The following is a 3,081-nucleotide window of genomic DNA, read 5'->3' as shown; positions in this document are numbered from 1 at the left end:
GCCAGGGCCTGCCCGGCGCGGCCGAGGCGTTCATGGTGGCCGCCTGGCCCTTGAGCCCGCCGGGCCGACGGATCCTGAGGGACGAGACGCTCCTCGTGCTCGCGCTCTCGCTCGGCGCGAGCGGGGTTTCCGCGCTGATCAGCTTTATCGGATCGGTGACCAGGCCCGGCGGGCTCAAGGACCAGGCGGCCACCATGAACGCCTCGGCCGCGCCGGGCAGGCCCTGGCTCGACCTCGCGTGGCAGCTCTTCGGGATCACCACCGCGCTGGTGCCCGTCGCGCTGGTCGCGCACTTCCTGCTGCGTGAGGGCGCGGGGCTGCGGACCCTCGGGTTCGACCGGACGAAGCCGTGGCCCGACCTCGGCAGGGGCGCGGCGATCGCCGCTGTGATCGGCAGCACCGGAATCGCCTTCTACCTGGCGGCGCGCGGTCTCGGCTTCAACCTCACCGTGGTGCCGGAGGCGCTGCCCGAGGTGTGGTGGAAGTACCCCGTGCTGATCCTCTCCGCGATCCAGAACGCGGTCCTCGAAGAGGTCATCGTGGTCGGGTACCTGCTGCGCCGGCTGCAGCAACTGGGCTGGTCACCGGGGAGCGCGCTGGCCGCCAGCTCGGTGCTGCGCGGCTCGTACCACCTCTACCAGGGCATCGGCGGCTTCGTCGGCAACATGGTGATGGGCGTGGTGTTCGTCTACCTGTACCGGCGGTGGGGGCGAGTGGGCCCGCTGGTGGTGGCCCACTCGCTGCTCGACATCGGGGCGTTCGTGGGGTACGCGCTGCTGGCAGGGAAGGTGGACTGGCTGCCCACGCCGTAGAACCGGTGCGGGCGGGATGCTGCGGCGGCCGGGGTGTGCGCGACGGTTCGTGGGTCAGGCGAGGAGTTCGCCGTCGATGACCGTGACCGCGCGACCGGAGAGCAGGGTGCGGTCGCCGCGGAGTCCCGTACGGACGTGGCCGGAGCGGGGGGAGGCCTGGAGGCCGGTGAGATCCGGGCTGCCCAGCCGTGCGGACCAGAAGGGGGCGAGGGCGGTGTGGGCGCTGCCCGTGACCGGGTCCTCGTCGATGCCGATGTTCGGGAAGAAGCAGCGGGAGACGTAGTCGTGGCCGGCGGTGGCGTCCCCGGCGCGGGCGGTGGCGATGATGCCGCGCTCGGAGTAGCGGCCGAGGGAACGGAGGTCGGGGGCCAGACCGAGGACCGTCTTCTCGTCGGTCAGTTCGAGCAGCAGGTCGCCCACCTGGGGCCCGGTGTCGAAGGCGCTGACCGGCTCGGCGCCCAGGGCCTCGGCGACACCGTCGGGGACGGGGACCGGGGTGAGGGGCGCGGTCGGGAAGTCGAGGGTGAGGGAACCGTCCGGCTGCGGCGTGGCGACGAGGACACCGCTGCGTGTGGCGAACCGTACGGGGCCCTCATGGGTGTGGGTGCTGGTCAGGACGTGTGCCGTGGCCAGTGTGGCGTGACCGCACATCGCCACCTCGGCCACCGGCGTGAACCAGCGCAGCGCCCAGTCGGCCTCGCCGCCCGCCGGGAGGGGGTGGGCGAACGCCGTCTCGGCGTGGTTGACCTCTTCGGCCACGTTCCGGAGCCAGGTGTCGTCGGGGAAGGCGTCGAGGAGGAGGACTCCGGCCGGGTTGCCGGAGAAGGGGCGGTCGGTGAAGGCGTCGACGATACGAATGCGCATGGGACGACGCTAGGCGGTCCGGGGAGCCACGAACCAAGGCCAATCGCCTGAGGGTGGACCGGTTTTCGTGTGCCACTTCGTCCTGGGGAGGGTTTCGTACGTCCGCCGGGGGAGGGGGCGCTTCGCGGGCTAGTGGACGGAGAAGCCGCCGTCCACGAAGATCGTCTGTCCGGTGATGTAACCGGCGGAACGTCCGGCCAGGAACACCGCGGCCCCGGCGAAGTCGTCGGCCAGACCGTTGCGGCCGGTCAGGGTGCGCGCGGCGAGCGCGGCCACCTGCTCCGGGTCGGAGGACAGCCGGGTGTTGAGCGGGGTCGGGACGAAGCCGGGGACCAGGGTGTTGCAGGTGACGCCGTGGGGCGACCACTCCTCGGCCTGCGAGCGGGCCAGCGACTCGAGGGCGCCTTTGGAGACGCCGTACGCGCCGCTGCGGACGAACGCCCGGTGCGCCTGCTGTGAGGTGATGTGGATGATGCGTCCGTAGCCCCGCTCGGCCATGCCGGGTCCGAAGCGCTGGCCCAGCAGGAAGGGCGCGTCCAGGTTCACCGCCATGGTGGTGTCCCACACGTCCTCGCCCAGGTCGCTCAGCGGGGGGCGCAGGTTGATGCCGGCGCTGTTGACGAGGATGTCGGGTTCACCGAACGCCTCGACCGCCCGCTCCGCCACCGCGCGTACGCCGGCTCGCGTGCCCAGGTCACCGCTCACCCAGGCCGCCCGGCAGCCGTCCGTCGTCAGCCCGTCGACCGTGGCCCTCAGTTCCGCCTCCCCGCGCGCGACGATCACCACGCTCGCCCCGGCCCGTGCGAGGGCCGTGGTGATGGCCTTGCCGATGCCGGAGCTGCCGCCCGTCACCACGGCTACGCGGCCGTCGAGGGAGAACAGTTCGGAGAGGTAGCTGTCGGAGATCATCCCGGCACCCTAGGGGGAGCGTCGGCGGTGGCGGTGCACGGGGTCACCCGGGGGACCGCGCTCGGGTCGACACGTCGTTCGGGGGCAAAAGGTGCCGGGCCCGTCACTGAGGGGCGGGGCTTGTCAGGCGATCGGTTCCGATATATCGTTGAGGCATCGCGATGGGATCGCGACAGATCAACGATGGAATGGAGTGATGGTGATGCGTTCCCGTGGACAGGACTTCGGATTCGAGCGTGGGCACGGAAGGTGCGGTGGGGAGCACGCCCGCGGCCGAGGTGACGCCGAGGCGCTGCGTGCCGCCTTCGGGCCGTTCGGGCCGGGCCATGGTGGTCCGGGACCGTTCGGGCCCTTCGGTGGGGGCCCGTGGGGTGGGCGCGGCCGAGGTGCTGCTTCTTATAACCTTCTCCGAGCCCCCGAGCCGGGCAAAAACCTCTATGGCCCTTTTCTGCTAGAAAAAAAAAAAGAAGAAAGAAGCACGGGAAGCGAGAGAGGA

The 3,081-nt window shown here is 71.3% G+C and carries 3 protein-coding genes and 1 pseudogene; 2 read left to right on the top strand and 2 right to left on the bottom strand.

The features are described from left to right. Positions 1-32 precede the first annotated feature (32 nt). Complete coding sequence (locus P1P70_RS42660; RefSeq protein ID WP_319247602.1) at positions 33-812, top strand: type II CAAX endopeptidase family protein; 780 nt, start codon at positions 33-35, stop codon at positions 810-812. 54 nt (positions 813-866) lie between these two features. On the opposite strand, the gene P1P70_RS42655 is transcribed toward P1P70_RS42660, so the two are convergent. Next, a complete protein-coding gene (locus tag P1P70_RS42655) occupies positions 867-1,676 on the bottom strand; it encodes a PhzF family phenazine biosynthesis protein (protein ID WP_319247600.1) in 810 nt (269 codons plus the stop codon). A 129-nt stretch (positions 1,677-1,805) separates the two neighbouring features. After that, positions 1,806-2,585 carry an SDR family oxidoreductase gene (locus tag P1P70_RS42650; protein ID WP_319247597.1) on the bottom strand — a complete coding sequence of 260 codons (780 nt, stop codon included), beginning with the start codon at positions 2,583-2,585 and terminating at the stop codon, positions 1,806-1,808. Between the two features lie 202 nt (positions 2,586-2,787). Here P1P70_RS42650 and P1P70_RS42645 point away from each other — a divergent pair. Then, positions 2,788-2,973 (top strand): annotated as a pseudogene (locus tag P1P70_RS42645) (PadR family transcriptional regulator); the annotation flags it as partial. Positions 2,974-3,081: the final 108 nt, after the last annotated feature.

This window comes from Streptomyces sp. MB09-02B (genome assembly GCF_033794485.1).
Classification (GTDB): Bacteria; Actinomycetota; Actinomycetes; order Streptomycetales; family Streptomycetaceae; genus Streptomyces.
The sequence above is the reverse complement of the archived record's forward strand: the minus strand, read 5'-3'. Positions and strand labels throughout refer to the sequence as shown.